A 4,823-nucleotide genomic window follows, 5' to 3' on the forward strand; every position below is an offset into this window, starting at 1 on the left:
ACCGACAGAACCTGCCGGAGCCCGGCGCGCAGGAAAGCCAGCGCGCTTACGTGGCGCCGCGTACCGAGTTGGAAAAGGCCCTGGCCGAGATATGGCAAGCGGTGCTCAAGGTCGAACAGGTCGGTCTGCACGATAACTTCTTTGAACTGGGCGGTGACTCGATTCTGAGCCTGCAAGTGGTGGGCAAGTCTCGGGTGCTGAAGGCTCAGGGGTTCAGCCTGAAGCTGCGGGACTTGATTCAGAAACCGACCATCGCCGAACTGACTGGAGCAACGACTACCGTGGCGCCGTCGCCGATTCTGGCCTTGAATCGAGCGGTGCCGGGGGGCGCGCCGTTGTTTTGCGTACACGCTGGCTTCGGTACGGTGTTCGATTACGAGCCGTTGGCGCGACGCCTTGAGGGGCGGCGTCAGGTACTGGCGATCCAGTCGCGCAAGTTGCTTGACCCCGCGTGGCAGGACACTTCGCTGCAGGCCATGGCCGATGATTATGTCGAACTGATCCGCGCCCGTCAGCCGCAGGGGCCTTATCACCTGTTGGGCTGGTCGCTGGGCAGTACGCTGGCGACTTTGATGGCCGCGCGCCTGGAACAGCAAGGGCAAAGCGTGGCGTTCCTTGGCTTGGCTGATCCGTTCGTGCCAGCACCTTGGGTGCGGGAAACACCGATGCCCGATTGGCGCACGGACCTGACCGGTTTTATCGGCGTGTTGATGCCGGACTGCCCGTCATTGCCCGCCGCACCTGCGGAGGAAACCTTGGCCAATCTTGTGTCGGTGCTATCGGCGGCGCTGATCGCCACGGGTGCCAGCGGGGAAGGGCGCTACACCGCCCTCGGCGCGGAGGAAATGGCCCAGGTGTTCTTGGTCGCTCGCCAGCTCAAGCAACTGTCTCGGCAGTTGGACAGTTGTCCTCGGCTCGGCGTAGCGCCCACCTGCTGGTGGGTGACCGAGCGCGAAGACGACCGTGAATTGTTGGCGCGTCAGGTCGGCCACCCGGACATCGACGGCCAATTGTTGGCGTGCGGGCATTTTGAAGTACCGCATGCGGCGTTGTTTCTGAACACCGTTGAAGATGCTTTGGCCTTGGCGCCGGTCACCCTTTCTTAATGTGTGCTGGCCGCCTGCGGGCGGCCGGTTGTATGGAGGCATGTCATGTCGTTAAACCCCGAAATTGCTGCGTACCTGGAACTGGTCGAAGCCGGTCGCAGCACTACTCAGCGCATTCCTATGCACGGGCTAACCCCCGAAGAAGCGCGCCGACAGTTCGATGCATCGGCGCAAATGTTTGCTGTCGGTGCTGAGGAAATGGCCAGCGTGGAAACGTTATGGGTAAACGCACGCGACGGTGCGCAACTGGAAGCAAGGCTGTATCGGGCACAGTTGCCTAAAGCCGGTCGTCTTACCCCGGCACTGTTGTACTTTCATGGCGGCGGTTATGTCGTCGGCAGCCTCGACTCCCACGACGCTCTGTGTCGGGGACTGGCCGCCCAAGGCGATTACGCGATATTGGCGGTGGCTTATCGACGGGCGCCAGAGCAGCGTTTTCCAACCGCGTGCAATGACGCGCTGGATGCCTGGAACTGGTTGACTGACAACGCGGTTGGGAAAGGTTTGGACGCGACTCGGTTGGCCGTGGGTGGCGACAGTGTTGGGGCCAGCCTGGCGACCGTATTGACCCGGGACTTGGCGTTGAGCGGCGCCATCAACCCGCCGCGCTTGCAAGTGCTGATTTATCCGGTCACTGATGCGACCCGCAGCACGCCATCGCTGGTGCGGTATGCCGAAGGATATCTGCTGGAAGCGGCGACGCTGAAGTGGTTTTACCAGCAGTACGCCAACCACGACAGTGACCGTCATGATCCGCGTTTTTCGCCTCTATTAGGGTCGGTGCCAACCAATCTCGCCCCCGCGTTGGTCCTATTGGGGGAGTGTGATCCGTTGCACGATGAAGGCCTGGCGTACGTCGCGCATCTGCAAGAGGCTGGCATCAAGGTTGAGTTGCATGACTGGGAAGGTATGACCCACGACTTCCTGCGCATGGGGATGATCATCGACGAAGCCGAAGACGCCCAATCAATCATCGCCGCTGCGCTGGCAAAGGCGTTTGCCTGAACCCAAACTTCCCGTAGGAGCCAACTTGTTGGCGAGAAGCTAGCACGGTGTATCAGGTACGCTGCCTCGCCAACAAGTTGTCTCCTACAGAGTGAACTCCATCAAAAGATTCGAACGATCCAGCAACTGGCAGCCGATAAAAAGCCCGACGCAGTGTTTGAACTGCGCCGGGCTTTTTAAACGCGTCGTTATTAGAAATCGTACCCAACAGTTGCGATGACGTTACGACGGTTGCCGTAGAACACTGAGTCTTCGTAGAAACCTGGTTCGAAGTAGTGCTTGTCGAACAGGTTGTTGGCAGTCACCGAGACCTTGGTGCCTTTGACTCCGATTTTGCTCAAGTCATAGCGCAGGGTCGCGTCGGTCAAGAAGTACTGCGGCGTTGTCAGGGTGTTCTGGATGTTCTGCGAAGAACCGACATAACGCTCGCCGACGCCTATCCCAACACCGTCGAATGGACCGCTTTTCACGGTGTAGTCAAACCACATACTGGCAGTGTTGCGCGGGATGTCCCGAGGTGTATTGCCTTTGTAGAGCGTATCTTTGGTGATTTGCGCATCGGTGTAAGCGTACGACGCGATCATGTTGATGTTTTCGTTTAGGCTGGCCTTGCCTTCGACTTCGATACCGCGCGAGCGGATTTCACCGGTTTGGGTTAAGTAACTGGTGGCGACTGGGTCAGGCGTGGTCACATTGGTTTGGGTCAGGTCAAACGCAGCTACGGTAATCGAGGCGTTGTAGCCGTTCGGTGCGTACTTGATACCGACTTCGTATTGCTTGCCTTCGGTAGGCTTGAGGAAGTTGTTGTTACGGTCCAGATCGGGGTTGGGCTGGAACGACGTGGAGTAGCTGGCATAAGGAGTTACACCATTGTCGAATAGGTACGCTAGGCCGATGCGTCCGGTGAATTTATGGTCTTTTTGATGCTGATTCAGTTGTTCACCGGAGAAAAGACCTTCTTCGTGGTCTTTTACCCAATCCTGGCGGCCACCGAGGGTCAGCGCCCAGCGATCAAGACGGATCTGGTCCTGAACGTATACGCCAACTTGCTGCATTTTTGAGCTGAGGTCACGTTGGTCCGGATCAATCCAAACGGCACCGCCCCCGTACACCGGGTTGTACAGGTCAATATCGTTGAACGCATCTTCAGGGTCACCGTTCACACGGCGTTCTTTAGCGCTGTAGTGCGAGTAGTCAACGCCCATCAGCAAGGTGTGCTGTAACGGGCCGGTCGCAAATGAGCCCTGGATATTGTTATCAACCAGAAATGTATCGCTGTTTTTAGGACGGTATTGCAGCCCGATATCCTGAGTGCGGCCATCGTCGTTAAGCACAACGTCTGGACCGCTCGATAGGAAACCGACTTTGGAATGCATATAGCGCAAGTTCTGCTGGAACTTCCAGCCATTGTCGAACAGGTGCTCAAAACTCGAACCTAGCGAGGTAGTTTCAACTTTGTAATAACTGCCTAGCCACCCGAGGTTGGTATCTGAGCTGATGTGCCCGTAAGGACTGTGCTGCACCGTGCCGATGGCTGGAAAACTTTGTTCGGAACCGCCTGTCTTGGTCTTGCTGTAGCTGGCAAGAATGGTCAGGGTGTTCGCGTCGTCCGGTTTCCAGGTCAACGAGGGCGCGACGTAAGTACGGTCGTTAGGCGAATGGTCAACCTGAGTGCCGCTGTCGCGCTGGAGCATAACGATGCGCCCAAACAACGTGCCGTCGTCACTGAGCTGGTCGTTCATGTCCAGACCAAACTGGCGACGATCAAAGCTGCCACCTTGTACTTCAAGGTGATGAATCGGCTCTTCCTGCGGGCGTTTGCTGGTCATGTTGACCACGCCACCAGGGGCCATTTGTCCGTACAGAACCGAGGCCGGACCTTTGACCACGTCGATGCGTTCCATGCCAAAGGTTTCAAAATCGGTGTCGTACTGGTTAAAGCCGCTGCGCAGGCCATCCTGATAGATGCCGAACAGGTTAAACGAGCGGAAACCACGCAAGAAGATGTCCGGTGCCCCTTGGCCGCCCGCATAGTCAATGACTCGGATGCCCGGTGTGTAAGCCACGGCAGAGTTGAAGTCCTGAACGCCACGTTGATCCATTTCGTCGCGAGTGATCACGGAAATGGTTTGGGGAATCTCATTGATTGGCGTATCGGTCTTGGTCCCGACGGTGGTGCGCTTGGCGACGTAGCCCTTGACCGGACCTGTACCCGACTCTTCCGGCGACGCCTCGATCTGAGTTTTGTCGAGGACGATGGCGCCCTGGGTGGCGGTGACGGGCGGGGCGTTGCTATCAGTGTTGGCTGCGAGGGCGAAGCAAGGCGCGCCAGCCAGGCAAAATCCTACACTGGCCGCCTGCATCGGGCGACGCAGCCGGCTGGCCAATACTGAGAGAGACGACGGGAATACCGAAGCGACCATGACGTTTCCTATCCTTAAGCGTAGTAATGGTAATAATGATTATCAATTGTAAGCTGAAGCTATCGAATTAAACGAGAACTAATCTCATCAATCAGGAGCTTTTTTTACGGGGCCCCTCCAATTGCTGCCTGACAAGGGGGCAATCTGCGCAGTAAGGAAGCTCAGGCAGGCAGTAACGCAGGCAGCAGACCCGGCGCCAGGGTTGGCTTTGAAGGTCGATGGGGAATTGGTAAGCGCGCTGGATCGGGTTCGGTCGGCCGTCGGGGTAGGTGGCGGCGCTGAAAATCTG

Annotated in this window: 3 protein-coding genes; 2 read left to right on the top strand and 1 reads right to left on the bottom strand. The window is 57.6% G+C overall.

Annotated features, from left to right (window positions below):
* Both M0974_RS29575 and M0974_RS29580 read left to right on the top strand, forming a co-directional pair.
* A partial coding sequence (locus tag M0974_RS29575; RefSeq protein WP_297845393.1) for an alpha/beta fold hydrolase occupies nucleotides 1–1,106 on the top strand: 1,106 nt, incomplete at its 5' end.
* A gap of 45 nt (nucleotides 1,107–1,151) precedes the next feature.
* Nucleotides 1,152–2,111 (top strand): alpha/beta hydrolase, encoded by a 960-nt coding sequence (locus M0974_RS29580; RefSeq protein ID WP_297845395.1) that lies wholly within the window; start codon nucleotides 1,152–1,154, stop codon nucleotides 2,109–2,111.
* A 191-nt stretch (nucleotides 2,112–2,302) separates the two neighbouring features.
* On the opposite strand, the gene M0974_RS29585 is transcribed toward M0974_RS29580, so the two are convergent.
* The gene (locus tag M0974_RS29585) at nucleotides 2,303–4,534 is read right to left on the bottom strand and encodes a TonB-dependent siderophore receptor (protein WP_297845396.1); all 2,232 of its coding nucleotides are present in this window, start codon (nucleotides 4,532–4,534) and stop codon (nucleotides 2,303–2,305) included.
* Nucleotides 4,535–4,823: the final 289 nt, after the last annotated feature.

The sequence above is a fragment of the Pseudomonas sp. genome (genome assembly GCF_026224925.1).
Lineage (GTDB): Bacteria > Pseudomonadota > Gammaproteobacteria > Pseudomonadales > Pseudomonadaceae > Aquipseudomonas.